The 25,458-nt window shown below is 62.6% G+C and carries 20 protein-coding genes; 11 read left to right on the forward strand and 9 right to left on the reverse strand.

The window, feature by feature from the left end; translation table 11 throughout:
• Nucleotides 1–168: 168 nt before the first annotated feature.
• The 3 genes from dnaK to grpE form a co-directional block, all read right to left on the reverse strand.
• Nucleotides 169–2,121: a molecular chaperone DnaK gene (gene dnaK / locus PQR40_RS31675; protein ID WP_408225415.1), complete on the reverse strand. Its 1,953-nt coding sequence runs from the start codon at nucleotides 2,119–2,121 to the stop codon at nucleotides 169–171.
• 154 nt (nucleotides 2,122–2,275) lie between these two features.
• Nucleotides 2,276–2,713, reverse strand: a complete 438-nt coding sequence (locus PQR40_RS31680; RefSeq protein WP_408510621.1) for a thioredoxin family protein — start codon at nucleotides 2,711–2,713, stop codon at nucleotides 2,276–2,278.
• 45 nt (nucleotides 2,714–2,758) lie between these two features.
• Nucleotides 2,759–3,343, reverse strand: a complete 585-nt coding sequence (gene grpE, locus PQR40_RS31685; protein WP_408510622.1) for a nucleotide exchange factor GrpE — start codon at nucleotides 3,341–3,343, stop codon at nucleotides 2,759–2,761.
• Between grpE and PQR40_RS31690 the strand changes: the two genes are divergently transcribed.
• Together PQR40_RS31690 and PQR40_RS31695 are read left to right on the forward strand one after the other, a co-directional pair.
• The gene (locus PQR40_RS31690) at nucleotides 3,342–3,521 is read left to right on the forward strand and encodes a hypothetical protein (protein WP_408510623.1); all 180 of its coding nucleotides are present in this window, start codon (nucleotides 3,342–3,344) and stop codon (nucleotides 3,519–3,521) included. The genes grpE and PQR40_RS31690 overlap by 2 nt on opposite strands.
• A 206-nt stretch (nucleotides 3,522–3,727) precedes the next feature.
• Nucleotides 3,728–3,889, forward strand: a complete 162-nt coding sequence (locus tag PQR40_RS31695) for a hypothetical protein (RefSeq protein WP_012431795.1) — start codon at nucleotides 3,728–3,730, stop codon at nucleotides 3,887–3,889.
• On the opposite strand, the gene hslR is transcribed toward PQR40_RS31695, so the two are convergent.
• From hslR to hrcA, 3 genes are all read right to left on the reverse strand, one after another.
• Nucleotides 3,861–4,268 (reverse strand): Hsp15 family ribosome-associated heat shock protein, encoded by a 408-nt coding sequence (gene hslR, locus PQR40_RS31700; protein WP_408390779.1) that lies wholly within the window; start codon nucleotides 4,266–4,268, stop codon nucleotides 3,861–3,863. The genes PQR40_RS31695 and hslR overlap by 29 nt on opposite strands.
• Before the next feature lie 8 nt (nucleotides 4,269–4,276).
• On the reverse strand, nucleotides 4,277–5,347 hold the full coding sequence (gene hemH / locus PQR40_RS31705) for a ferrochelatase (RefSeq protein ID WP_408225400.1): 1,071 nt from the start codon (nucleotides 5,345–5,347) through the stop codon (nucleotides 4,277–4,279).
• Nucleotides 5,348–5,521: 174 nt separating this feature from the next.
• Nucleotides 5,522–6,547 carry a heat-inducible transcriptional repressor HrcA gene (hrcA, locus tag PQR40_RS31710; protein WP_408216074.1) on the reverse strand — a complete coding sequence of 342 codons (1,026 nt, stop codon included), beginning with the start codon at nucleotides 6,545–6,547 and terminating at the stop codon, nucleotides 5,522–5,524.
• Nucleotides 6,548–6,901: 354 nt separating this feature from the next.
• On the opposite strand from hrcA, the gene PQR40_RS31715 reads away from it, so the two are divergent.
• Nucleotides 6,902–7,804, forward strand: a complete 903-nt coding sequence (locus PQR40_RS31715; RefSeq protein ID WP_408225394.1) for an NAD kinase — start codon at nucleotides 6,902–6,904, stop codon at nucleotides 7,802–7,804.
• A gap of 117 nt (nucleotides 7,805–7,921) precedes the next feature.
• Nucleotides 7,922–9,592, forward strand: a complete 1,671-nt coding sequence (recN, locus tag PQR40_RS31720; RefSeq protein WP_408510624.1) for a DNA repair protein RecN — start codon at nucleotides 7,922–7,924, stop codon at nucleotides 9,590–9,592.
• Between the two features lie 173 nt (nucleotides 9,593–9,765).
• On the opposite strand, the gene glnE is transcribed toward recN, so the two are convergent.
• Nucleotides 9,766–12,558, reverse strand: coding sequence for a bifunctional [glutamate--ammonia ligase]-adenylyl-L-tyrosine phosphorylase/[glutamate--ammonia-ligase] adenylyltransferase (glnE, locus tag PQR40_RS31725; protein WP_408510625.1), 2,793 nt, complete (start codon nucleotides 12,556–12,558; stop codon nucleotides 9,766–9,768).
• A gap of 186 nt (nucleotides 12,559–12,744) precedes the next feature.
• Between glnE and PQR40_RS31730 the strand changes: the two genes are divergently transcribed.
• The 6 genes from PQR40_RS31730 (at nucleotide 12,745) to PQR40_RS31755 (ending at nucleotide 21,863) form a co-directional block, all read left to right on the forward strand.
• Nucleotides 12,745–16,947: a YhdP family protein gene (locus PQR40_RS31730; RefSeq protein WP_408390775.1), complete on the forward strand. Its 4,203-nt coding sequence runs from the start codon at nucleotides 12,745–12,747 to the stop codon at nucleotides 16,945–16,947.
• 128 nt (nucleotides 16,948–17,075) lie between these two features.
• The gene (locus tag PQR40_RS31735) at nucleotides 17,076–17,954 is read left to right on the forward strand and encodes a carbon-nitrogen hydrolase family protein (protein WP_408333129.1); all 879 of its coding nucleotides are present in this window, start codon (nucleotides 17,076–17,078) and stop codon (nucleotides 17,952–17,954) included.
• Between the two features lie 92 nt (nucleotides 17,955–18,046).
• Nucleotides 18,047–19,513, forward strand: a complete 1,467-nt coding sequence (tldD, locus tag PQR40_RS31740; protein WP_408225379.1) for a metalloprotease TldD — start codon at nucleotides 18,047–18,049, stop codon at nucleotides 19,511–19,513.
• Between the two features lie 403 nt (nucleotides 19,514–19,916).
• A complete protein-coding gene (aroG, locus tag PQR40_RS31745; RefSeq protein ID WP_408333132.1) occupies nucleotides 19,917–20,990 on the forward strand; it encodes a 3-deoxy-7-phosphoheptulonate synthase AroG in 1,074 nt (357 codons plus the stop codon).
• A 198-nt stretch (nucleotides 20,991–21,188) separates the two neighbouring features.
• Nucleotides 21,189–21,527, forward strand: a complete 339-nt coding sequence (locus PQR40_RS31750) for a type II toxin-antitoxin system RelE/ParE family toxin (protein WP_408510626.1) — start codon at nucleotides 21,189–21,191, stop codon at nucleotides 21,525–21,527.
• Between the two features lie 3 nt (nucleotides 21,528–21,530).
• On the forward strand, nucleotides 21,531–21,863 hold the full coding sequence (locus PQR40_RS31755) for a helix-turn-helix domain-containing protein (protein ID WP_408510627.1): 333 nt from the start codon (nucleotides 21,531–21,533) through the stop codon (nucleotides 21,861–21,863).
• Between the two features lie 54 nt (nucleotides 21,864–21,917).
• Here the strand turns inward: PQR40_RS31755 and hmpA are convergent, their stop codons facing one another.
• Nucleotides 21,918–23,123 (reverse strand): NO-inducible flavohemoprotein, encoded by a 1,206-nt coding sequence (gene hmpA, locus PQR40_RS31760; RefSeq protein WP_408510628.1) that lies wholly within the window; start codon nucleotides 23,121–23,123, stop codon nucleotides 21,918–21,920.
• A gap of 98 nt (nucleotides 23,124–23,221) precedes the next feature.
• Nucleotides 23,222–23,776 carry a cob(I)yrinic acid a,c-diamide adenosyltransferase gene (locus tag PQR40_RS31765; protein ID WP_408510637.1) on the reverse strand — a complete coding sequence of 185 codons (555 nt, stop codon included), beginning with the start codon at nucleotides 23,774–23,776 and terminating at the stop codon, nucleotides 23,222–23,224.
• Between the two features lie 238 nt (nucleotides 23,777–24,014).
• Between PQR40_RS31765 and PQR40_RS31770 the strand changes: the two genes are divergently transcribed.
• On the forward strand, nucleotides 24,015–25,430 hold the full coding sequence (locus tag PQR40_RS31770) for an FAD-linked oxidase C-terminal domain-containing protein (protein WP_408333144.1): 1,416 nt from the start codon (nucleotides 24,015–24,017) through the stop codon (nucleotides 25,428–25,430).
• The last annotated feature ends 28 nt before the right edge of the window (nucleotides 25,431–25,458 follow it).

Here is a 25,458-nt window from a genome sequence, read left to right on the forward strand (position 1 = left end):
GTTCAAACAACGCCCTCCATAAAACAAATGTGCCCGGAGAGCCCAAAAAGGCTCACCAGGCGCGATAACCGCTTTGCAGGTTCATGCACCCGGACGGGAGCAAACCGTTTTGCAGCCAGGCCGCGCACATCGCTGTGCGCGGCTTTACGGTCAAATTGCGACCCGGCTTTAGTCTTTCTTCACTTCCTTGAAATCAGCGTCGACCACGTCGTCCTGCTGCTGGCTCGCGCCACCCGCCGATGCACCCGCACCTGCCGCGCCCGCTGCCGCAGCTTCGGCACCTTGCGCAGCCTGCATGTCGGCGTACATCTTTTCGCCCATCTTCTGCGAGGCCGTGGCCACCACTTCGATCTTGGCTTCGATCGCGGCCTTGTCGCTCGAACCGCTCTTCAGCGTTTCTTCAAGGTCCTTCAGCGCGGTTTCGATCGCTTCCTTCTCGGCGGCGTCCAGCTTGTCGCCGTATTCGGTGAGCGCCTTCTTCGTGCTGTGGACCAGCGCGTCGCCCTGGTTGCGGGCATCGGCCAACTCACGCAGCTTGTGATCTTCTTCCGCGTTCGCTTCAGCGTCCTTCACCATCTTTTCGATTTCGGCTTCGGACAGACCCGAGTTCGCCTTGATCGTGATGCGGTTTTCCTTGCCGGTCGCCTTGTCTTTCGCGCCGACGTGCAGGATACCGTTCGCGTCGATGTCGAAGCTCACTTCGATCTGCGGCGTGCCGCGCGGTGCCGGCGGAATGCCTTCGAGGTTGAACTCGCCCAGCAGCTTGTTGCCCGCTGCCATTTCACGTTCGCCCTGGAACACCTTGATCGTCACGGCGCCCTGATTGTCGTCAGCCGTCGAGTAGACCTGTGCGTGCTTGGTCGGGATCGTGGTGTTCTTGTTGATCATCTTCGTCATCACGCCACCGAGCGTTTCGATGCCGAGCGACAGCGGAGTCACGTCGAGCAGCAGAACGTCCGTGCGGTCACCCGACAGAACCTGGCCTTGAATCGCGGCGCCAACAGCCACGGCTTCGTCCGGGTTCACGTCGCGGCGCGGATCCTTGCCGAAGAATTCCTTAACCTTTTCCTGCACCTTCGGCATGCGGGTCATACCGCCGACCAGAATCACGTCGTCGATTTCGCCAACCTTCACGCCTGCGTCCTTGATCGCCGTGCGGCACGGTTCGATCGTGCGGTCGATCAGTTCCTCGACCAGTGCTTCCAGCTTGGCGCGCGTGATCTTCAGGTTCAAATGCTTCGGACCCGATGCGTCGGCCGTGATGTACGGCAGGTTGATTTCGGTTTGCTGGCTCGACGACAGTTCGATCTTGGCCTTTTCAGCCGATTCCTTCAGGCGTTGCAGCGCGAGCACGTCTTTCGACAGGTCGACGCCTTGTTCCTTCTTGAACTCGCCGATGATGTAATCGATGATGCGTTGGTCGAAGTCTTCACCGCCCAAGAACGTATCGCCGTTCGTGGACAGCACTTCGAACTGCATTTCACCGTCGACGTCAGCGATTTCGATGATCGACACGTCGAACGTACCGCCACCCAGGTCATACACCGCAATCTTGCGGTCGCCCTTTTCGGCCTTGTCCAGACCGAACGCCAGAGCGGCTGCGGTCGGTTCGTTGATGATCCGCTTCACTTCCAGACCGGCGATGCGGCCTGCGTCTTTGGTGGCCTGCCGCTGGCTGTCGTTGAAGTACGCGGGAACCGTAATCACAGCTTCCGTGACCGGCTCGCCGAGGTAATCTTCAGCGGTCTTCTTCATCTTGCGCAGCGTTTCCGCGGAAATTTGCGGCGGCGCAAGCTTCTGATCGCGCACTTCGATCCATGCGTCGCCGTTGTCGGCCTTCATGATCTTGTACGGCATCAGGCCGATGTCTTTCTGCACTTCTTTTTCTTCGAAGCGGCGGCCAATCAGGCGCTTGACGGCGTACAGCGTGTTACGCGGGTTCGTGACCGACTGACGCTTAGCCGGCGCGCCGACGAGAATCTCGCCGTCTTCCATGTAAGCGATGATCGACGGCGTGGTGCGCGCACCTTCCGAGTTCTCGATCACTTTGACCGAATTGCCTTCCATGATCGCCACGCACGAATTGGTCGTGCCGAGGTCGATACCGATGATTTTGCCCATTTTTACTAATCTCCTGACTTTGATCGCTGCGGGAATCGCCGTTTTTTGCCCATCTGGCGGTACGGCGATCCGCTCTCAATTCCTACCTGCACTCAACATAAGTGCGTCCGCATCGTTTTCAAGACCTCTTTTACGATGCGGTCTTTAATTTTTTTCAATCGGCCGAACTTTTGCCGCTTTTTTCACCATTTGCAGCGCTGCCGACCGCATTGGCCGCCCGGATCTTTTCCCGCGCGGCCGCGACCGCCGCCTCGAACTGCCCAAGGCCGTGCCAGCCGGTTGCCCGGCCGAGCCGATTGCCTCGGTAAAAGAAGAACCAGGTGGGCACGCCATGAAGCATGAAACGCCTGCCCAGTTCGCGATGCTCGTAGACGTTGCTGTGAAACCATCTGAGACCGAGCGCACGAATCGCGTCCGGCTGAGCCAGCATCGCCTTCTTGGCGATCTCGCAGTTGAAGCAGTCGAGACCCCAGAAAAACACCACAGCCAGTTCATCACCGGCTTCGGCGAGCTCAGCGTCGAATGACTCGGCGCTGAGCTCCTGCATGCCAAAGACGGTGAACGCGGTGGCGTCGACGGGAATGTTGGCCATGACGGTATCGGTCAGGCGGAACGGCTGATAAGCGGCTTCTGATGCCTACTTCGGCGCCGCGACGGTCACGAGTGCCGGACGCAGCACGCGGTCGGCGATCACGAAGCCTTTTTGCAGCACAGCAACGACGGTGTTCGGTTCCTGATCGGCCGGCACCATCGAAATGGCCTGGTGACGGTGCGGGTCGAACTTCTCGCCAACCGGATTCAGGGCAACGACACGGCCCTTCTCCAGCGCGCCGCTGAGCTGGCGCAGCGTGAGTTCTACGCCTTCACGCACTTTTTGCAGATCGTCGGATGAGTGGGCAACCGCTGCTTCGAGACTGTCGACCACCGGCAGCAGATGCTCAGCGAAGCTTTCGATCGCGAACTTGTGGGCCTTGGTGACATCTTCCTGGGCGCGGCGGCGCACGTTCTCAGTCTCAGCCTTTGCCCGCAGGAAGCTTTCCTGCAGCTCGACGATCTTCGCTTCTGCTTCGGCCAATGCGGCTTCCGCTCCGGTTACCGGCACTTCAGGAGCAGTGTTTACAGCCGCGTCCTGCTGGGATGCTGCGGCCTCGGCGGCCTGGCGCGCGGTTTCGTCGGCGGGCGTGGGATTCTGGCTCGTCGGGTTCTCTTGCGTGTTTTCCATGTCGCTGAAAGTCGTTAAAAAAGTTAAAGCTAACGGTGGCGGAAACGCTTCAAAAACTGTCGCAATTGGTGCGTTGCAAAATAGCGACAGACAACTTGATGCGTTAACGCATATCGAAACGGCAGATGGGGCCGGAAAGACCCAATTCAAGCGCCTCTCCCGGAACTTTTCGCACTAGGAGCGTGCGGCAGAAATGCCCGGTTACAACCATTATTGCGCCGCAATCAGATTGAGATTGAGTGCGCCCGGCAAGTGGCCTATGCTCCATTAAAGCATCGGAAAAGACACGTTAACCCTAACCTGACGTAAACCTTACCGAGATTTTGCAATTCCACCTGATCTGATTAGCCTGTTTCCATCCTGAATCTTCCCAAGGGGAGTACCGTGAAACTGACCTTTGCAATATCGGTGGTCGCATTGGTACTGATCGCGGGCACCACGACCATCTGCATGTCCGGGGCCGTCAACGATCACACCACCGAGTACGGCGGTGTGCACGCGACGATGGAACAACTGTTCAATCCCCACCTGAAAGTTTGTCGATAGTGCGCCGGTCACGCTTGGTCGGTCTGCCGTGTAAAGCGGCAGCCGGTTCGCGGTACGTCTTGCGCCGCTCCTGCTCGACCTGCCGCTTCACCTTGCTCTCTTCGGTCTCCGCATAAAGCGTCTGCGCGACGCTGGCTGGGCCACGCACGTCACAAACGCCCAGCACTTCCACCTGCCATACAATCCGCTCAATCTCGATCTCGACGAGGTCGCCGACACGCACATCTTTGGCCGGCTTGACGCTCGCACCGCCGATGCGTACGTGTCCTTTGTCGACGGCGTCCGCCGCCAGCGAGCGGGTCTTGAAGAAGCGCGCCGCCCACAGCCATTTGTCGATGCGCAACTTCGCGCCCGATTCAGTTGAAATCCTGTAATTCATGAGCCTGCTCAAGCCCCGGTCGTGTGCGGCACCGGCACCGCTTGCACGGGCCAGCCCTGCAGATTCTGCGCGACGATTTCGCCTAGCGCGGCGATCCACGCGTGTGAAGCGTTCACGCAGGGAATCCGATGAAATTCCTTGCCGCCCGCCCGCAGGAACTCGTCACGTACTTCCATCCCGATTTCTTCAATCGTTTCAAGGCAATCGGCGGTAAAACCCGGACAGAACACGTCAGCACGCCGCACGCCCGCCGCGCCCAATTCCTTCAGCGTGGGTGCGGTGTACGGCTGCAGCCATTCGGCCTTGCCGAATCGCGACTGAAACGTGATACGGCATTCCACCTGCGTCAATCCCAGCGCCTGTGTCAACAACGCGCCGGTCTGCTGGCATTGCTCGTGGTATGGATCGCCGAGATCCATCGTGCGCTTGGGCACCCCGTGAAAACTCAGCACCAGCTTGTCGCCCGCGGCGAAGTCCGGCCTGCCGTACTGATGCCAGTACTGGTGCACCTGCGCGGCGAGCGCGGCGATGTACGCCGGATGATCGGCATACTGGCGCACCGTGCGGATTTCCGGCTGATTGCGCATGCGCTTGAGGGCTGAAAAGGCGTCGTCGAAAGCCGTGGCCGTGGTCGACGACGAGTATTGCGGATACATGGGCACCAGCAGCACGCGCTCGGCGCCCGCCAGCTTCAGCTGGTTCAGCATGGCCGGAATACCGGGCGTGCCGTAGCGCATGGCGTAGTCGACCAGCACCGTGTAGTCGTTCAATTGCAGAAGATGGCGCAAACCCTCCACCTGCTTCTCGGTGAAGACTCGCAGCGGCGAACCCTCCGGCATCCACACGGCCGCGTATTTCTTCGCTGACGAACGGCTCCGGGACGGCAAAATCAACAGCCGCAGAATCACCTGCCAGAGCAGTGCCGGAATTTCGACCACGCGCGGATCGGACAGGAACTGCGCAAGATAGCGACGGACCGCACGCGGCGTCGGCGCGTCAGGCGTGCCGAGATTGATCAGCAACACGGCGACACGGTGTGACGTGGCGTTCTGTGATGGCCGCTCGAGGTCGAAGCGCATAGGCAGCAGGTATAACCGCTTTAGGCGGAAAGTCGGTTCAGGTGAGATTCATTATAGCGGCGCGGTCCATTGCAAGGTCCGCCAGGGACCCCTGGCCATTCGGCCAATTGGCAAGCTGCGCGCCGTCGCGCATCATTTGCAGCACGCGGTGTCGCAGCCTGCAGATACCGCCGGTTATTGCTGGTTACTGCTGAGCGTCAGGGAAAGCAGCCGCGCGGTGATATCCACGATTGGAATCACGCGGTTGTAGGCCATGCGAGTCGGCCCGATCACACCGAGCGTGCCGACAATCTTGCCGTTCACCTCATAAGGCGCGGTTACCACGCTCATTTCCTCGATCGGAACGAGATTCGACTCGCCGCCGATGAAAATCTGCACGCCCGCGGCGTGACTCGATACGTCGAGCAACTGAAGGAGACTGGTCTTTTGGTCGAATACATCGAACAGTTTGCGCAAGCGCGCCATGTCCGACGAAAGGTCGGCGACTTCGAGCAGGTTGCGCTCGCCGGAAATCAGCACGGTCTCGCCGGTGTCGGATTCATCCGTGCTGGCCGTGACCGCGGCGTGCATCAGCGTGGTCATGTCGCCGCGCAGCTCGTCGATTTCTTCCCGCAGGCGGCGGCGCACGTCGTCGAAAGAGAGGCCCGCGAAGTGCGCGTTGATGTAATTGGAGGCTTCCACCAGCTGCGACGGCGAAAAGTCGCGCTGGGTCGCCATGATGCGGTTCTGTACGTCGCCCTCGGGCGTCACGATGATCAGCAGGATGCGCTTGTCCGACAGGCGCATGAACTCGATCTGCTTGAACACGTGGCTGCGGCGCGGCGTGAGCACCACACCGGCGAACTGCGACAGATTGGACAGCACGCTGGCCGCCGCGGCGACGACTTTCTGCGGGTCGCCCGCCTGCAGCGTGGTCTTGACGATGCGCATCACCGCTTCTTCGTCTGCGGCGGATTCCACCGTCAGCATGGTATCGACGAACAAGCGGTAGCCGCGCGGCGTCGGAATCCGGCCCGCTGAAGTATGCGGACTAATCACGAGCCCCAGGTCCTCGAGATCGGACATCACGTTGCGGATCGTTGCCGGACTCAGTTCGAGGCCGGAATAGCGCGACAACGTGCGCGAGCCGACCGGCTGACCTTCGGCGATGTAACGCTCGATCAGCGTTTTGAGGAGGGTTTGTGCGCGAGGATCTAGCATGACGGAAAATTTTAGCTTAATGACGCGACTACAGCGAGCGCTAACGTCGCCGACCCCTGACTATCGTGCTACCGGTCGGCGGGGCGGCGCCTGGTATTCTGTGCGGCGCCTTGACCGGCGCTGTGTCCAGCATTCTTGCCGGCACCTCGTCCAGACCCAGGCCCGGCGCCTCGCCAGCCGCCCATTCCACGAGTCCGCTGGCCGCACGCCGCCGGACTACAACCGGCATGCATGTCATCAAAGCTTCACCATTCTAACGATAATCGTCCAACGCGCTGACAGCCCGTCTGCACAGGCCCGCCACCGGGTCTGTCTGCGGTTCTTTTCAGGCCCTACCTATGGTGTAATGCCGGCATGCAAGTGACTAGCCAGTTCAAGACCGTCGCGCTCGTCGGGCGCAACAATACGCCAGGCATCGGGGAGCCGCTAACCGCGCTCGCCTCGTGCATCGCGAAGCGCGGCTTCGAGGTCGTGTTCGAAGCCGACACCGCCGCCGAAATTGGCGTCACCGACTATCCGGCGCTGCGTCCCGCCGAGATCGGCGCGCGTGCCGACGTTGCCGTGGTGCTCGGCGGCGACGGCACGATGCTAGGCATCGGCCGCCAGCTTGCGCCCTACCGCACGCCGCTGATCGGCATCAACCACGGGCGGCTCGGCTTCATTACCGACATTCCGATCTCCGACATGCGCGAGATCGTGCCGCAAATGCTCGCCGGCAACTTCGAGCGCGAAGAGCGCATGTTGCTCGAAGCCCGCATCATGCGCGGCGGCGCCCCGATCTATCACGCGCTTGCTTTCAACGACGTGGTGGTCAACCGTAGCGGTTTCTCGGGCATGGCGGAACTGCATGTCTCGGTGGACGGGCGCTTCATGTACAACCAGCGCTCGGATGGCCTGATCGTCGCCACGCCTACGGGTTCGACCGCCTATGCGCTGTCCTCGCAGGGGCCGATCCTGCATCCACAACTGCAAGGCATCGTACTGGTGCCGATCGCGCCGCATGCGCTATCGAACCGCCCAATCGTGCTGCCGGACAACTCGAAGGTGAGCATCCAGATCGTCTCGGGCCGCGAAGTGAACGTCAATTTCGACATGCAGTCGTTCACTTCGCTGGAATTGAGCGACACGATCGAAGTACGCCGCTCGCGTCATACGGTGCCGATGCTGCACCCCGTCGGCTACAGCCACTACGCCACGCTGCGCAAGAAGCTGCACTGGAATGAATATCCGTCGCACGAAGAAGACCCCAAGCCCTAAGCGGCCGGACCGCCGGAACACCGGAGTGCCGGAGTGCCGGCCACCGGAATGCCGGCCACCGGAATGCGAACGCCGCCGCTGCCGAACCCTGAATCTCAAGCCCAACTGACGACCTCCATGCTTCGCCACCTCTCGATACGCGACTTCGTCATCGTCGCCGCGCTCGATCTCGAATTCGACAGCGGCTTTACCGTTTTCTCCGGCGAAACAGGCGCCGGCAAGTCGATCCTGATCGACGCGCTGGCCCTCGCGCTCGGCGCCCGTGCCGATGCGAGCGTGGTGCGCACCGGCGAGAGCCGCGCCGACATCACCGCGGAGTTCGAGACGCATGCGCAAGTCGAGCAATGGCTCGACGAGCAGGCGCTCGGCACGACCGCCGACGAGGGCCATTACGGCAGCACCGTCATGCTGCGTCGCGTAGTGGATGCGAACGGCCGCTCGCGTGCCTTCATCAACGGCACGGCGGCAACGCTTGCGCAGTTGCGCGAAGTCGGCGAGATGCTGGTGGATATTCACGGGCAGCATGCGCACCAGTTGCTGATGCGCCCGGACGCGCAACGCGAATTGTTCGACACCCATGCCGGCCTCACGGAAACCGCAGCAACCGTCGCGCGCGCATGGCGAACGTGGCGCGACAAGGTTCAGGCCGTCGAGCATGCGCAAACACGCGACCGCGAACTACAACTGGAGCGTGAGCGCCTCGCCTGGCAACTCACCGAACTGGACAAACTTTCGCCGCAACCCGGCGAATGGGAAGAGGTCAACAGCGAACACCGCCGCCTGTCGCATTCAGCCAATCTGATCGACGGCGTTCAAGGTGCGCTCGGCGCGCTATCCGAATCCGACGAGGCGATGATCACGCATCTCGCCTCGATCGTGTCGAAGGTGCGCGACCTGGCCGAGATCGATCCGGCGCTGAACGATGTGCTGGCAGCGCTGGAGCCGGCCGAGATCCAGTTGCAGGAAGCGGCCTATTCGCTCAGCCACTACGCACAGAAACTCGAACTGGATCCCGACCGGCTCGCCCAGGTCGAAAAGCGTCTCGACGCACTGCACTCGGCCGCGCGCAAATTCCGCCTGAAACCCGAGACGCTGCCTGAAGAACACGAAGCACGTCGCGCGCAACTTGCCGCGCTCGACGCCGCAGCCGATCTCGACAGTCTGCACGCGGCCGAAGCCAAAGCTAAAGAAGCCTTTCTCACTGAAGCGAAAAAACTGTCGAAGGCGCGCGCCAAGGCCGGTAAGGCTTTGGGTGTCGCAGTGACCACCGGTATGCAGGAACTGTCGATGAAAGGCGGCAGCTTCGAAGTGGCACTGGTACCGTTGCCGGACGGTGGTGCGCACGGACTCGAGCAGGTCGAATTCCGCGTCGCCGGCCATGCTGGAGTGCCGTTGCGGCCGCTCGCGAAGGTTGCCTCAGGTGGTGAACTGGCGCGGATCAGTCTCGCCTTGGCTGTCATTGCGAGCGCCGCGAGTCCGACACCGACACTGATCTTCGACGAAGTGGATACGGGGATCGGCGGTGGCGTCGCCGAAGTGGTTGGACGGCTGCTGCATCAACTGGGACAAGCGCGTCAGGTGCTGTGCGTCACGCACTTGCCGCAAGTCGCCGCGCGCGGCGACCATCATTTCCAGGTGGCGAAGGCGGGCAATGGCAAGGGCGGCACGGTTAGCAGCGTGACCTCGCTCGACCGCGCAAGCCGCGTCGAAGAAGTTGCGCGGATGTTGGGCGGACTGGAAATCACCGCGACCACCCGCAAGCACGCGAAGGAAATGCTGGCGGCCTAGGAACCCGGGCAGGGAATCGTCGCGGCCATCTGCGAACGCAAGGCAAGGGCGGCGCATGCTGCTCCGTGGTGCGCGCCGCCGCTACGGGCAACAGTGCCGACCGAATTCAGCGAACTGCGGCGACCCAGGCAGCGCGACTGGCGCGACACCTGCCACACCTCGCCCCTTCAACCTCAGCCAAACACCCGCTTCCAAAGCCCCAGCACCGCCTCTCGCTCGGTCACCACCAGCGCCGGGTCGACGCGCGCCTTCTCCATCCCGTCCAGCCGCAGCTTGTGCTGCAACTTCCGGTAGGTCCGATAAGCCGCGCCGACGATCTCCGCTTCTCCCTCGCTCATCAAGCCGAAGCGCGACACTTCACGCAGCAACGCGATGTTGCCGGTATTGCGGATCAGTTCGGAATCGCTTGCCGCATGCAGCAGCACCCAGTACTGCACGGTGAATTCGATATCGACCATGCCGCCACGATCGTGCTTCAGGTCGAACAGCGCCGTATGGTTCGGATGCCCGGCCTCGACGCGCTCGCGCATCTCGACGATTTCCTTGGCGAGCGGCGCGGCCTCACGCGGCGTGGTCAGCACCTGCTCACGAATCTGCTCGAATTTCGCGCCGATTTCGGCATCGCCCGCGCAGTAGCGCGCGCGGCTCAGCGCCTGATGCTCCCACACCCACGCTGTATTGGCGGCATCGCCTTCGCGCAGTTGATAACGGCGGAATGCGTCCAGATCGGTGACGAGCAGACCCGACTCGCCGTTCGGCCGCAACCGCAAGTCGACATCGAACAGGGTGCCCGCGCCGGTCGCTGTCGTCAGCCAGCTAATGAGCCGGCGAGTGTAGGTGGCGTAGACGTCGGCGGCGGCATCGTCCGGATCGTCGTAGAGGAAGATGATGTCGAGGTCGGACGCGTAACCGAGTTCCTTGCCGCCCAGCTTGCCGTATGCAATCACCGCAAACTTCGGCACCTCACGGTGGCGTTTAGCCAGTTGCTTCCAGACGGCTTCGAGCGTCACGTCGAGCACGGCGTCGGCGAGCTCGGACAGGCGGTCGCTCACATGCTCGACACTCAGCTTGCCGGCCAGATCGATCAGCAGGATGCGGAACACCTCGGCCTGGTGCGCGTGGCGCAGCAGATCCATCTGTTGTTCGACGCCATCCGCCGCGGCCAGACGCAAGCGCAGCGTGCGCTTGAATTCAGGCCAGTCGAACGGACTGTCCATCGCCTCGTCGTCGAGAAGTTCGTCGAGCAATTGCGGGTGACGAATCAGATAGCCGGCGGCCCAGCGCGAACCGCCCAGCACCGAGAGCACCCGATGCAGCGCCTGCGGATATTCGGTCAGCAGAGCAAGGTACGCGCCGCGCCGGCTCACGGCTTCGAGCAGGTCGAAGAAGCGCGCCACCGTATCGCCGCGCCGCTCGGGCGGCTCCAGCGTACGCGCGGCTTCCAGCGCACGCTGCGCGACGATGTCGAACCGTTGCCGGCTACGCTCGGCGAGCCCCGCGTAACGCGACGACTGCCACACCGCGCGCAACCGTGCCAGCAGTTCGCCCGGCTCGGGCACGCCCAGCTCGATGAGGCGCGCGCGCAGCGCTTCGCCAGCACTGTCGTCGGCGAGCGCACTGCTCCATACCCACGCCGCCGCGCCGTCTTCCGGCGCGCCGCAACCGTCGCGGCCACTCACCTTGTCGGCGAAAATCTGGTCGAATTGCTGTTCGACGAACTCGCGGTGCGTGTCGAGCTTGAGCATCAGTTCGGCATAGTCATCGCAACCCATTGCGCGCGCGAGCGCCACACGCTCCTCAGGATCGACCGGCATCGCGTGGGTTTGCGCATCGTTGCGGTATTGCAGGCGGTGCTCGAGTTCGCGCAGAAAACGGTATGCCTGAGAGAGCTTCACGCAGACCGAGGTGTCGAGCAGCCCGTGCGTGGCCGCGTGCCGCAAAACGGCGAGCGTCGGACGCACCCGGAAGCCGGCATCCTGCCCACCGCGAATCAGCTGAAATACCTGCGCACTGAATTCGATTTCGCGGATGCCGCCGCGGCCCAGCTTGATGTCATCGGCCTTGTCGGGCCGCATCGAGGCGCGCCGCTGCGCTTCCTGGCGAATCTGCAGATGCAGCGCGCGAATCGCGCTGATCACGCCGAAGTCCAGATAGCGCCGATAGACGAACGGCGTAACGATCGCGTCGAGCTGCTTCTGCAACCGCTCCGCCGCCTCGCTCGCGCCTTCGGACACGAGCCGGCCCTTGATCCATGCATAGCGCTCCCACTCGCGGCCCTGCACGTAGAAATACTCTTCGAGCATGCCGAGGCTGCAGACAAGCGGCCCCGAATCGCCGTTCGGCCGCAAGCGCATATCGACCCGGAACACGTAGCCGTCGGCGGTCACCTCGGCCAATGCGCCGATCAGGCGCTTACCCAGACGCGTAAAAAAGTCCTGCGTCGCGATCGACGAACGCTGACCGCCCGCCGTCTCACCGTCCTCTTCGTAGATGAAGATCAGGTCGATATCCGACGACACATTCAGCTCGCGGCCACCCAGCTTGCCCATTCCCACCACGCCGAGCGCGAGCCGTTCGCCCTGCGGTCCGCGCGGCTCGCCGTAGAGCGTTTCGAGCTCGGCGGACAGGACCGCCAGCGCACGCTGGATTGTCGTCTCCGCCAGATCGGTCATTGCGCCGGTGACTTCGGCGACATCCGCCTCGCCCGCCAGGTCACGCTCCATCACGGCGCAAAATACCTCAGTGCGCAACTGACGCAAGGCCCGTTTGAGTGCATCCTCGCTCAATGGGCCATCGCCCCCGCCAGCCGCCTCGGCGCACAGCGCGTCAAAGCGCGCGTCGATCCGTTCACGTGTCAGGGGGGCGGACGCGAGCGCCGCCACATGCGCCACGATTTGCGGACGAGCCGCCGCGGCGCGTGCCGCGTAATGTGAATAGTTGGAACTCAGTAGAGTGGCGTCGGTCATCAAGGGTCTGGCTCGCTCGTTGCTTTATCAGCGTTGTTCAGTTCGCCGCAACACACGGGTCCGGTGGCCTCGCGCAGGTCGCGAGACGGCATGCAGAAAGGGTTTGCCGGAAGTTCGCCGACCCTTTCCCGTGTGTTACATTTCGTCGTTAATTCGCAAAACTACCATACGCCCACCCGCCGCAGCATGTCCGAGCGAAACGAATCCGCCGACCCACACGAAACCAGGCAGGTCCGGCCCGCGAGCGGAAGCGCCCACGTGCTGCTGCATCGGACGTCCCACGTGGTGTTGGCGCTCGCGCTCGCCTTCTACTTCATCGCGGCAGGTCTCTTTCTCGGCTTGCGCTATGTGCTGCTGCCGCGCATCGATTCGTTCCGGCCGCGCATCGAAGCCACCGTCTCCGGGAAGCTGCACACGCAGTTCACCATCGGCAAGCTGGCGCCGCATTGGAGCGGCTTTCAGCCAGGACTCGACGTCACCGATATCGTCATCCGCGACCCTGAAGGCAAAGCGGCGCTGACCATTCCGCACGCCACCGCCACACTCTCGTGGAAGTCGCTTTGGCAATTCCACCCTGCGCTTTCCAGCCTGATCGTCGATCAGCCCGACGTGCTGGTGTCGCGCGGCAGCGACGGCGTGATTTCGGTAGCGGGCGTGCCGGTGCCGACCCGGCACAGCGGCAACGACACCCTCTCCACGTGGCTATTGCGGCAACAGGCGATCGTGGTGCGCGGCGGCGTGCTGCGCTGGCGCGATGCGCAGCATGACGCACCGGAACTCGCCCTGCGCGACATCCGGATCGCGATTCTCAATGACGGCTACGATCACCGGCTCGCGTTGCAGGCGCCCGCCGACGGCCACGTCTTACACGGCCCGATCGATTTCCGCACGCATTTCAAACACGCCCGGCTCTCCGCGATCGGCAAACCCGTCAACTGGGCCGGCCAGGTCTATATGTCGACCGGTCCCGTCGATCTGCCGACCCTCGCGCGCTACATCAATTTCCCGATCGAGATGTTCGCCGGCCGCATCGACAATGCGATCTGGGCCGACTTCGCCGATGGCCACATGAAGTCCGCGAGCGGACAACTGGCCGGCATGGATGTCTCAATGCGGGTGCGCCCCACCCAACCCAAGCTGGTCGTGCCGGTGGCCAATTTCGCGTGGCGCCTCGAAGCAGACCAGGGCGACTACAAGCTGCAACTGAACGACTTGCACGCAGAACTGGGCCAGCCGCCGCTCGAAGACGGCACGCCGCTCACTCGCACCCTTGCGCTATCCACGCTGAGCGGCCGCTACCGGACGGCCTCGCTGCAACATGGCCAGCTCGTCAGCGTCAGCGGCGACCGTGTCGACCTCGGCATCCTCGCCGAATTCAGCCGCGCGCTGCCTCTGCCGTCGCGTTTGCTGAACAATCTCGTGCGCTTCAATCCACGCGGGCTGGTGGCGAACTATGTGATTGAGGTCGAGCGCGGCAAACCGGAGTCGGGCGAAGCGGGCGTCGAGCATCCGCCAAGCGGGGCCGAGCCGATCGAGCGCTATCGTTTCAAGGGCGACCTGCAGGGCATCAGCGTCGCCGCACAGGAACCGCCGCCGGGGCTTACCCCGCTGAATCACCCGCGCGCGGGCATTCCCGGCATCGAAAATCTGTGGGGCAGCGTCGACGCCGACGAAAATCACGGCACCGCCATACTCAACACCTCCAACGTCGCGATTACGCTGCCGGGCGTGTTCGACGACCCTCGCCTGAAACTCGATCGTCTGCATGGCCGGGCAGACTGGACCATCGCGCCGAAAGCACCGGGAGAAAATCACCCTGCCTTCACCGTCAAGCTGGCCGATTTCGGTGTCTCGAACGCGGACGCCGATGCCACCGCGACCGCCAATTACAGCAACCCGGGCCACGGGCGCGGCTCACTCGACCTGAAAGCCGACTTCCAGCGCGCGCAGGTCACGCGCATCGTCCGCTATCTGCCGACCAGCATCAGCGAAAAGCTGCGCATCTACCTGGGCCACGGGCTGCAAGCCGGCGTATCGCGCGGCGCATCGATCGAAATACACGGCGATCTGACCAAATTCCCTTACTCGCGCGCGCCTGAGGCCGGCATCTTCCATATCGTCGCGCCGTTCAAGGGTGGCAAGTTCGACCCTTCGCCGTACCCGCCGCGCAAGATGAAGAACGGCACGCCGAACGTATGGCCGCCGCTGGATGGCATCGACGGCGTGTTCGAACTCAAGGAGAACCTGCTGCGCTTCGATATCGACCGCGCCCGTTACAAGCAGGTTGCTTTAAACAAGGTGAGCGGCAGGATCGACGATCTCGGCACCAAGGCGTCCAACCTCGTCATCGATGGCAACGGCCGTGGGCCGCTTGCCGACATGCTCGACTACGTCAACGAAAGCTCGCTTGGCATTATGGCCAAGCATGAGACCGAGAAAGTGCGGGCCGAAGGGTCCGCCTCACTGGCCCTCAAACTGACCGTGCCGCGCACGCCGCAGCCGCATATCGGCGTGGAAGGCGCGGTCGGCTTCCAGAACAATCGTTTGACTGTCGATAACGTGCCGCCGTTGTCCCAACTGAACGGCAAGGTGCGCTTTACCGAACATACGGCACAGGTCGACCGGCTCTCGGGCCGGTTCCTCGGCGGCGACGTGCACGCAAATGGCGGCCTGAAGCAGGACGGCACGTATGCACTCGACCTCGGCGGCCACATTGCCGTCGATGCCGCGCGCGGCCTGAATCTGCATGGTCCGGCTGCGCAGGTGCTGACGCGCATGAGCGGCAGCGCGCCCTACGCGTTCAACGTGCGCGGCGCCAAGGGGCGGTTGCCCGAGGTCACGGCGAACTCCGATCTGACCGGCCTCGCGCTCGACTTCCCCGCGCCGTTCGACAAACCGGTCGGCACGCCAATGCCGCTGCACTTCGCGGTCAGCCCGTCCACCGACGCGAGCGAAGCCGGTCTGGAACGCGCCGACCTCACCTTCGGCCCTATCGCCGCCAGCTATCTGCTGCGTTACCAGCCGAAAACCCCGCCCACGGTCGTGCGCGGCGCGATCGGCGTCAACAGGCCCGCTGACTTGCCGTCCGATGGCGTAATCGCCGCCGTCGATGTCGAAGCGTTCGACGCCGATGCCTGGCGCGCGCTCGTCACGCAGATGCGCAACAAGGACGCGCCAACGCCTGCGCCCGCTGCAGCTGCAGCCGCGCCGGCTGTGCCGAATCCGACCCTCGCGCAATTCCTGCCGAGCCGCTTCGCGCTGCACATCGGCACGCTGACGTTGCTCAAGCGGCACTGGGACAGCGTGATCGTCGGCGCGTCGCATGCGGACAATAAATGGCAGGCCAATATCGCGTCGAACCAGGTGTCGGGGCACGTTTCCTGGCTGCCGGGCGCCACCAGGGAATCTCCCGGCACGCTGCAGGCGCGTTTTGCCCGCGTGGTGATTCCGTCGGCCACCGACAAGGACCTGCTCGGCCAGGCCATGTCGGCGCCGGCGCAGAACATGCCGTCAATCGATCTGGTGGTCAACGAGTTGATCGTGCGCGATCGCAACATAGGCCGGCTCGAAGTGGACGCGCACAATTTCGAGGAAGACGGCGTGCCGGTCTGGCAACTCGACAAGCTCGACATCACCAACCCCGCCGCCACATTGACCGCCACGGCAAACTGGCGTACTTCGACGGGCCTCGGCAACAGCGCCGACGAAACGACACCGCGCCGTACCGTGTTCGATTTCAAACTCGATATCAAGGACGCCGGCGGCCTGCTGGAGCGTTTCGGCCAACCGCACACGCTTAAGGCCGGCAACGGCACACTGTCAGGCAAGGTGGTGTGGCGCGGCGGTCCGACCACCATCGACTATCCGACGCTCAACGGCAATCTGGCCGTCGATCTGCGCCATGGGCAGATTCTCAAGGTCGACCCGGGCGTCGCGAAACTGCTGGGCGTGCTCAGCCTGCAGAGCCTCGAGCGCTTTGCCACACTCAATTTCCGCGACGTGGTCGGCGAGGGGCTGCCGTTCGAACACGTCACCGGCACGGGCCAGATCCACAATGGCATTGGCCGCACCGAGAACTTCGAGATGGTAACGGCGCCGGCCCGCGCTGAAATGAAGGGCTCGGTGGATCTGGCGCAGGAAACCCAGGATCTGCACGTGCAGATCGTGCCGACCGTCAGCGCCGGCGCCGCCGTGATCGCCGCGACCGTGATCAATCCGCTGCTCGGGCTCGGCGCGCTGGTGGCCGATCTGGCGTTCAGCAAATCGGTCTCCACGGCGTTTGCGCGCGAGTACGCGATCACCGGCCCGTGGTCGAAACCGCACATCGAGCGGGTGAAGAGCGATCGCGGTAAGATGGACGCTCCAGCTTCGACCGTGGAAGCGCACTGAGCTCGATCCGATCCTGTGTTTGATCAGAAGAGCGCCGTGGCGCGCCGCAGGCCCAAGCCAGCCTTGAACGACGTATGCGGTGCCAGCGGTTTGCGCCGCCGCCTTGCCGGGAGTTTTTCGAAACGCTCATGAGCGAAACACACGTCTTTTCATCCTCGTCCACCGCCTCGCCCAATGCGGCATCCAGCGGGTCTTCCGAAAGCGCGTTCCGGGTTGCCGCGCTGCAAATGGTGAGTACGCCGGATCGCGAACGCAATCTGGCCGAAGCGGAACGCCTGATCGCCGAAGCGGCCGCCGACGGTGCCCAACTGGTCCTGCTGCCCGAATACTTCTGCTTCATGGGCTTCAAGGACACGGACAAGCTCGCCGTGCGCGAGCCCTACCAGGACGGCCCGATCCAGCGCTTTCTCGCCGACGCCGCGCGCCGCCACAAGGTGTGGGTGATCGGCGGCACCTTGCCGTTGATGTCGCCGGAGCCGTCGCGCGTGCTGAACACCACGCTGGTGTTCGACCCACAAGGCAACGAGGCCGCGCGCTACGACAAGATCCACCTGTTCAACTTCGAAAAGGGCGAGGAATCGTTCGACGAGGCGCGCACCATCTGCCCCGGCGGCGAAGTCCGCACCTTCGAGGCGCCGTTCGGCCGGATCGGCCTGTCGGTCTGCTACGATTTGCGCTTTCCTGAGCTGTACCGGCGCATGGGCGACTGCGCGCTGATCGTGGTGCCGTCGGCGTTCACCTACACCACCGGCCGCGCGCATTGGGAAATGTTGCTGCGCGCCCGGGCGGTCGAAAACCAGTGTTACGTGCTGGCCGCCGCGCAAGGCGGAAAACATGAAAACGGCCGCCGGACATGGGGCCACAGCATGCTCATCGACCCGTGGGGCGAAATCGTCGCGGTGCGCGACGAAGGCGCCGGCGTGGTGGCCGGCAATCTCGAGCGTGCGCGCATCGACGAAGTGCGGCAGAGCCTGCCCGCCTGGCGTCACCGCGTGCTGAGTTGCTGATGTGTACCTGACATTGAAAGTGCGGCGCCTGTCACCCATATAGTGATCGTGGCGCTAACCGAATCCTTCGTATCGAGCAGAACATACTTCGCATGAACATCATCGAACCCGGTATCCGTAATCTCGCCACCGCCAAGGACATCCTCCTGACGCCCTACGGTCTCGACGAATCCCTGCTGACTCGCACGCTCGCCGAAATCTTCACGCACAAGATCGATTACGCCGACCTGTACTTCCAGTACACGCGCAGCGAAGCATGGAGTCTCGAGGAAGGCATCGTGAAGTCGGGCAGCTTCAGCATCGACCAGGGCGTCGGCGTGCGCGCCGTGTCGGGCGACCGCACGGCCTTCGCCTATTCGGACGACCTGTCGCCCGAAGCGATCCGTCAGGCCGCGATCGCCACGCGGGCGATCGCCAAGGTCGGCGGCGGCAAGCAGAGGATCAAGGCGGCCTCGTCGCTGACCGGCATTGCCGGGCGCGATCTGTACCTGCCGTCCGATCCGCTGCATTCGCTCGACGCAACCGCCAAGGTCAAGCTGCTCGAGCGCATCGAAAAGATGGCGCGCGGTCGTGACCCGCGTATCCAGCAAGTCATGGCAGGCCTCGCCGGCGAATACGACGTGGTGCTGGTGGCGCGCAGCGACGGCGGTTTTGCAGCCGATATCCGTCCGCTGGTGCGTGTGTCGGTCACGGTAATCGCCGAACAGAACGGCCGCCGCGAAATCGGCAGCGGCGGTGGCGGCGGACGCTTCGACTACGGGTACTTCACCGACGAAGTGCTGTCGAGCTATGTCGACGACGCGGTGCATGCGGCGCTGGTGAACCTCGATGCCCGCCCGGCTCCGGCCGGCGCGATGACCGTCGTGCTCGGACCGGGCTGGCCCGGCGTGCTGCTGCACGAAGCGATCGGCCACGGCCTCGAAGGCGACTTCAACCGCAAGGGATCGTCGGCGTTCGCGGGTCGAATCGGTGAGCAGGTTGCCGCCAAAGGCGTCACGGTCGTCGACGACGGCACGCTGCCGAACCGCCGCGGCTCGCTGAACATCGACGACGAAGGCAATCCGACCCAATGCACGACGCTGATCGAAGACGGCATCCTGAAGGGCTACATCCAGGACACGCTGAACGCGCGCCTGATGAAAATGCCGGTCACCGGTAACGCGCGTCGCGAGTCGTACGCCGCCCTGCCGATGCCGCGCATGACGAACACGTACATGCTCAACGGCGACAAAGACCCGCAGGAAATCATCGCGTCCGTGAAGAACGGCTTGTACGCGGTGAACTTCGGTGGCGGCCAGGTCGACATCACGAACGGCAAGTTCGTGTTCTCGGCGTCCGAGGCGTACATGATCGAAAACGGCAAGGTCACTTACCCGGTCAAGGGCGCGACGCTGGTCGGCAGCGGCCCGGAATCGCTCAAGTACGTCAGCATGATCGGCAACGACATGAAGCTCGATTCGGGCGTCGGCGTGTGCGGCAAGGAAGGCCAGAGCGTGCCGGTGGGCGTCGGTCAGCCGACGCTGCGCATCGACCGGATGACGGTCGGCGGCACGGCCTGATTTGGATGTAGACGCATATTTCGTGTACACAATGCACGAAGTATGCGGATTTACCGCATTTTTGCACCCTGCAGCTTGCCAGCCGAGCTTGCACGGGTTATAAAGTCACTCACCCTTTTTGACCAGCGACCTATTTCGCCATGTCCGCCAAGTTTTACTTTTACTTTTTTTGGCATCTCAGACCGCTGGCGGATCGAGAGGGGTGTTAGTGCACGCAAGACACCCAGAATTCACGAAAACCGCCAGCTAGCCTGGCGGTTTTTTTTCGCCTCACGCCTTTGAAACTTTTGCCGTTGAAACCTTTTTGATTGTTGTCCGCCCTGGCATCGCTGCCTGATTGTTGTCTGATCGCAGCCTTCGTTGCCCGCGCGAACACGCTACGACCCGATTCAGGAGAACAAGCATGCCCCCGCACAACACCGACGATGTCCGTATCCGCGAATTGAAAGAACTCACGCCGCCCGCTCACCTGATCCGCGAATTCGCCTGCGACGAAACGGTGTCCGACGTAATCTACAACTCGCGCAACGCGATGCATCGCATCCTGCACGGCATGGAAGACCGTCTGATCGTCATCATCGGACCGTGCTCGATTCACGATACGAAGGCGGCGATGGAATACGCCGGGCGCCTCGTCGAGCAGCGCAAGCGCTTCGCCGGCGAACTCGAAATCGTGATGCGCGTGTACTTCGAAAAGCCGCGTACGACGGTGGGCTGGAAGGGTCTCATCAACGACCCGCACATGGACAACAGCTTCAAGATCAATGACGGCCTGCGCACCGCGCGTGAACTGCTGCTGCGTATCAACGAACTCAGCCTGCCGGCCGGCACCGAATACCTCGACATGATCAGCCCGCAGTACATCGCCGATCTGATCTCGTGGGGCGCAATCGGCGCGCGCACGACCGAATCTCAAGTGCACCGTGAACTGGCTTCGGGACTGTCGTGCCCGGTCGGCTTCAAGAACGGCACCGACGGCAACGTCAAGATCGCCGTCGACGCAATCAAGGCCGCGTCGCAGCCGCACCATTTCCTGTCGGTCACCAAGGGCGGCCACTCGGCGATCGTCTCGACCGCCGGCAATGAGGACTGCCACATCATCCTGCGCGGCGGCAAGACGCCGAACTACGATGCGGACAGCGTCAATACGGCCTGCGCCGATATCGGCAAGGCGGGTCTCGCGGCGCGTCTGATGATCGACGCGAGCCACGCGAACAGCTCGAAGAAGCACGAGAACCAGATTCCGGTGTGTGCGGACATCGGCCGCCAGATTGCTTCGGGTGACGAACGGATTGTCGGTGTCATGGTGGAATCGCACCTGATCGCGGGCCGTCAGGATCTGCAGGAAGGCTGCGCGCTGACGTACGGCCAGAGCATCACTGATGCGTGCATCGGTTGGGACGAAAGCATCGCTGTGCTGGAAGGTCTCGCCGAAGCGGTCAAGCAACGGCGTGTGGCACGCGGCAGCGGCAACTAAAACCTTGCTATACGCCTCTGCGCGATTGCTGAAGTTGGCTCAACGAAAACCCGGCTCAAGCAGCCGGGTTTTTTGTTAGCCAAACGGACGAATGGTGCGCCATGAACCGCCTCTGTACCGTAACAACTCGTTGCCGGGTCGGATACGACTTGACCAGGCTGGGTGTTGCGTATAATATTTTGTACATGAAAGGCGGCTATGGAGCAGGAAAAAGAAATGCGCTGGATGGGTTCCAGCTATCACGACTTACTCGCCTTTCCCGAAGAGCCGCGTCGTCGGGCCGGATTTCAGCTTGGCAAGATTCAGGCAGGACTGGACCCCGACGATTGGAAGCCGTTTGATTCGATCGGTGCCGGAACGCGCGAGATTCGCATCAAGGAAGCTGACAGCATTTACCGCGTGATGTATGTCACCAAGTTTGTAGAAGCGCTGTACGTGCTGCATTGCTTTCAGAAGAAAACGCAGAAGCTAACGCCGCAGGATAGAAGGATTGCCGAGACCCGGTACCGCGCCATCATCAATGACAGGAAAACTTAGCAAATGACGACCGACACAAAAATCCGTCACGTAACAAAACCCGGCGCAAACCTGTTTCTCGAACTCGGTTTTCCCGCCGCAGAGGCGAAACGCTTGCACGCCGCGTCGCAAAAGCAGATCAACGATACGCGGCTGCTCAAGGAGCAGTTGATGACCGAGCTGTCCAGCTGGATCGGACAGCATCATCTGAAGCAGGCCGAGGCAGCCGAGATTCTGATGGTGTCGCGTCCGCGTGTGTCAGATGTGGTCAACAAGAAGACCACCAAGTTTACTATCGACACCCTGGTCGAGATGTTGAGCCGGATTGGCAAGCCGGTTACGCTGGTAGTCGGGTAGAGCGCACCACCCGCCCCTGCGTGCTTTCACACTCGCTTGCCATGCGCCCTCGCCTCACTGCACCACGCCTGAACCAAACACTTCGGTATGAATCCGCGCCGCATCCACACCGAACGCGGCCAACGCCTCGCATTGCGCACGCATGAACGGCACGGGCCCACAGATGTAGTAGTCCGCATCGGATACGATCACTTTATCGGCGATTTTCGCGAGATCGAGGCGGCCTTCGAAGTCGCAGTCAGTACCAACGCGATCCCCTGCTTCAATGGCTTCGTAGAACACCGCACGCGTGACGTTGGGATGCGCCGCAACCGTATCGTTCAGCCACGGTCGGAACGCATGCACGCGGCCGTTGCGGCAGGCATGCACGAAGGTCACATGGCGCTCGCTCCGATCGGCGAGTAACGTAGACAGCATCGAGGTCATCGGGGTCACGCCTACGCCGCCGCTCATCAGCACCACGGGCGTCGTCTTTTTGCGGTCCAGCGTGAAATCGCCCATCGGCGCGCTGACGTGCACCACCGCACCCACTTCCACATCATCGTGTAAGAGATTCGATACATAGCCGGGCGCCGTATTGTCGTGACCGGCTTCGCGCTTCACCGAGATACGCAGCCAGTTACCGTTCGGCGCATCCGACAAGCTGTACTGCCGCGGCTGATCGACGCCGAGTTCATCCACGAAACGCTTCACGCTCAGATATTGGCCGGGCTCGAAACCTCCCGCCGGCGAGCCATCGGCGGGCGTCAGATAGAACGACGTGATTTCATCGCTCTCCACTTCCTTGCGCGCAATCTTGAACGGCCTAAAACCGCTCCACCCCGCACCTTCGTAGAGCTTTGCCTCCGCGCCGATGAAGATATTCGCGAGCTGCGCATATGCGGCTTCCCATGCGCCGAGCGTCTCCTGATCGACTGCGTCGCCAAGCACATCAACGATTGCGCCCAACAGGTGGCGTCCCACGATCGGATACTGTTCCGGCCGGATATTCAGACTCGCGTGCTTGTGAGCGATTCGCGAGACGGTCGGCCCCAGCGCGCCGAGGTTATCGATATTGGCGGCATACGCATACACCGCCTTCGCCAGTGTTTCCGGCTGATTGCCGCTCTGCTGGTGAGTCTGGTTGAACACGTTCTTCAACTCAGGATGGTGCGCGAACATGCGCTTGTAGAAGTGTTTGGTGATGGTCGTGCCGTGTACGGCGAGCACGGGAACGGTGGCTTTGACGCGGGCAATCTGGTCTGCGGTGAGAGCGGGCATGACAACTTCTCCTTAAAGATGTATTTACAATACATCTTTAAGGAGAAGTCTTGCACCGGACAGATTGTCACAGCGCTTAAGGGGACTAAAGCGCCGCGTTAGCCGACGCTACGATCGTGCCGCCATAACACGTCGCTGCCGCCGTCCGCGCGGTTGAGTACGCGCGCGAGCACGAACAGCAGGTCGGACAGCCGGTTCACATACTGGCGAGGCGCCTCATTGACCGCCTCGCATTCTCCGAGGGCGACGATCGACCGTTCGGCCCGCCGGCACACCGTACGGCACACGTGCGCAAGCGCGGCCGCGCGCGCGCCGCCCGGCAGAATGAATTCCTTCAGTGGCGGCAGGGTCGCGTTGTAGTCGGCCAGCCAGTCGTCGAGTTGACCAAGATGCTTATCCGTAAGCATCGTATGGCCGGGGATGCAGAGTTCGCCGCCAAGATCGAACAGGTCGTGCTGAATCGAAATCAGCGCTGCCCGCACGTTGTCGGGCAGCATTTCGCACAGCAGCACGCCGAGATTCGAATTGAGTTCATCGACATCGCCGATTGCGGCAATGCGCGTGCTGTCTTTGCGCACGCGGCGGCCGTCGCCGAGTCCTGTGGTGCCGTCGTCGCCCGTACGGGTAGCGATCTTGCTCAAGCGGTTGCCCATGATGTCTCCGATCCATTCATTCATTGACGATGCGCCAGCGCGGCGCCCGTGAATCCATCCAGCGAATCCGGCAAGTCAGCCACCGGGTTGGCCACCGCGTTTATCCATATTGCGCGCAACGCGGGCGCGCCGCCATTATAAAAGCGGGCAGCCGCCTCCAACGCCGGTCCGCGGGCGATCGGCGTAAAATGAAGCACAAGCTGTAGAACAGCTCCGCCTCAATTATCAGGAGACATGCGTGAATCATCCCGTGCCGCCGGCCCCGTTGCGCCGGCCGTTTCCCGCCGAGTTGCTGACTGCACTCAAAGCCGCTTTCGGCGAACGTGTGTCCACGGCAGAAGCCGTGCGTGCCCATCATGGCCGCGACGAATCGCCGTTCGATCCCCAACTGCCCGACGCCGTCGTATTCGCACGCAATACGGAAGACGTGCAAACCATCGTCAAACTGTGCGGCCAGTACAACGTGCCGATCATCCCCTACGGTAACGGTTCGTCGCTCGAAGGACATCTGCTGGCGGTGCAAGGCGGCGTGTCTATCGATCTGTCGGAAATGAACCGCGTGTTGTCGATCAACGCCGAAGACCTGACTGTCACGGTCGAACCCGGCATCTCGCGCAAGCAGCTGAACGAAGCGCTGCGCGATACCGGCCTGTTTTTCCCGATTGACCCGGGCGCTGACGCGAGTATCGGCGGCATGTCGGCTACGCGTGCCTCAGGTACCAATGCCGTACGCTACGGCACGATGCGCGAAAACGTACTCGGGCTGACGGTGGTTCTCGCCGACGGCCGCGTGATCAAAACCGGCACGCGCGCGCGCAAGTCGTCGGCGGGTTATGACCTCACACGTCTGTTCGTTGGCTCTGAAGGCACGCTCGGCGTGATTACCGAAATCACCGTCCGGCTGTATCCGCAGCCCGAGGCGGTCTCGGCCGCGGTCTGCACGTTCCCGTCGATGGGGGATGCGGTGCGCGCGGTCATCGAAACGATTCAGATGGGCGTGCCGGTTGCGCGCGTCGAGTTCGTCGACTCGCTCGCGATCCGCTCGATCAACCGCCATTCGAATCTGACCTTACGTGAGGCGCCCACGCTCTTCTTCGAATTCCACGGGACCGAAGCCGGCGTGAAAGAGCAAGCCGAACTGGTGCAGGAGCTCACTGCGCAGAATGCCGGCGAAGGCTTCGAATGGGCAACCCGCCCGGAAGACCGCAGCCGCCTGTGGAATGCGCGTCACAACGCCTATTTCGCGATGCTGCAACTGAAGCCCGGCTGCCGCGCCGTCACGACCGATGTCTGCGTGCCGATCTCACGCCTCGCGGAATGCGTGGTGGAAACCGAGCAGGATCTGAAAGCGTCGCCGCTGCCCTGCCCGATCGTCGGCCATGTCGGCGACGGCAACTTCCACGTCGCAATCCTGATCGATCCGAACAAGCCGGAAGAACTCGCTGAAGCTGAGCGCCTGAACCACCGCATCGTGCAGCGCGCGCTGCGCATGGACGGCACCTGCACGGGAGAACACGGTGTCGGTCTGCACAAGATGAATTTCCTGCTCGAAGAACACGGTGAGGTCGCCGTCGACACGATGCGCTCCATCAAGCATGCGCTCGATCCGCGCAATCTGATGAACCCGGGCAAGATCTTTTCCTGGGCAGCTTGAGACGTCATCAAGACCGGTTTACGGCAGC

Origin of the sequence: Paraburkholderia sediminicola (assembly GCF_046026855.1) — a bacterium.
GTDB lineage: Bacteria > Pseudomonadota > Gammaproteobacteria > Burkholderiales > Burkholderiaceae > Paraburkholderia > Paraburkholderia sediminicola_A.

Bases quoted from the DNA above. Each gene is read 5' to 3' on its own strand.
- dnaK (WP_408225415.1), bottom strand. From the start codon at position 2,121: ATGGGCAAAATCATCGGTATCGACCTCGGCACGACCAATTCGTGCGTG.
- PQR40_RS31680 (WP_408510621.1), bottom strand. From the start codon at position 2,713: ATGGCCAACATTCCCGTCGACGCCACCGCGTTCACCGTCTTTGGCATG.
- PQR40_RS31690 (WP_408510623.1), top strand. From the start codon at position 3,342: ATGTCGCTGAAAGTCGTTAAAAAAGTTAAAGCTAACGGTGGCGGAAAC.
- grpE (WP_408510622.1), bottom strand. From the start codon at position 3,343: ATGGAAAACACGCAAGAGAACCCGACGAGCCAGAATCCCACGCCCGCC.
- hslR (WP_408390779.1), bottom strand. From the start codon at position 4,268: ATGAATTACAGGATTTCAACTGAATCGGGCGCGAAGTTGCGCATCGAC.
- hemH (WP_408225400.1), bottom strand. From the start codon at position 5,347: ATGCGCTTCGACCTCGAGCGGCCATCACAGAACGCCACGTCACACCGT.
- hrcA (WP_408216074.1), bottom strand. From the start codon at position 6,547: ATGCTAGATCCTCGCGCACAAACCCTCCTCAAAACGCTGATCGAGCGT.
- PQR40_RS31715 (WP_408225394.1), top strand. From the start codon at position 6,902: ATGCAAGTGACTAGCCAGTTCAAGACCGTCGCGCTCGTCGGGCGCAAC.
- recN (WP_408510624.1), top strand. From the start codon at position 7,922: ATGCTTCGCCACCTCTCGATACGCGACTTCGTCATCGTCGCCGCGCTC.
- glnE (WP_408510625.1), bottom strand. From the start codon at position 12,558: ATGACCGACGCCACTCTACTGAGTTCCAACTATTCACATTACGCGGCA.
- PQR40_RS31730 (WP_408390775.1), top strand. From the start codon at position 12,745: ATGTCCGAGCGAAACGAATCCGCCGACCCACACGAAACCAGGCAGGTC.
- PQR40_RS31735 (WP_408333129.1), top strand. From the start codon at position 17,076: ATGAGCGAAACACACGTCTTTTCATCCTCGTCCACCGCCTCGCCCAAT.
- tldD (WP_408225379.1), top strand. From the start codon at position 18,047: ATGAACATCATCGAACCCGGTATCCGTAATCTCGCCACCGCCAAGGAC.
- aroG (WP_408333132.1), top strand. From the start codon at position 19,917: ATGCCCCCGCACAACACCGACGATGTCCGTATCCGCGAATTGAAAGAA.
- PQR40_RS31750 (WP_408510626.1), top strand. From the start codon at position 21,189: ATGGAGCAGGAAAAAGAAATGCGCTGGATGGGTTCCAGCTATCACGAC.
- PQR40_RS31755 (WP_408510627.1), top strand. From the start codon at position 21,531: ATGACGACCGACACAAAAATCCGTCACGTAACAAAACCCGGCGCAAAC.
- hmpA (WP_408510628.1), bottom strand. From the start codon at position 23,123: ATGCCCGCTCTCACCGCAGACCAGATTGCCCGCGTCAAAGCCACCGTT.
- PQR40_RS31765 (WP_408510637.1), bottom strand. From the start codon at position 23,776: ATGGGCAACCGCTTGAGCAAGATCGCTACCCGTACGGGCGACGACGGC.